This is a genomic window from Nocardia vinacea NBRC 16497 (genome assembly GCF_000308835.1).
GTDB lineage: Bacteria > Actinomycetota > Actinomycetes > Mycobacteriales > Mycobacteriaceae > Nocardia > Nocardia vinacea.
This window is the reverse complement of sequence record NZ_BAGN01000267.1, coordinates 1-205: the sequence shown is the minus strand read 5'-3', so window position 1 is coordinate 205 and position 205 is coordinate 1. Positions and strand designations below refer to the sequence as shown.

The 205-nt window shown below is 69.3% G+C and carries 1 protein-coding gene; it reads right to left on the bottom strand.

The features are described 5' to 3' along the window. Positions 1 to 205: SpnB-like Rossmann fold domain-containing protein (locus ON44_RS33450; protein WP_040697890.1), on the bottom strand; the 205-nt coding region annotated here is incomplete at both ends.

The window sequence follows — 205 nt, the reverse complement described above, 5'->3', positions numbered from 1 at the left end:
GGCGAGCAGGATCCGGCCCGGTTCCTCCGACTGCGCCGAACGCACCAAACCCCAGATTGTCGACGCCGCCGGATCGACCCGATCACCCGCGGTCGTGGTGACCGCCGCCCGGGTGAGGACCAGCAGCGTGCTGGACGCGAACCGCTGACCAGTCGAGAACTCCTGCAACACACCCAGCACCCGATGGCTGATCGCGTGCGCCCTG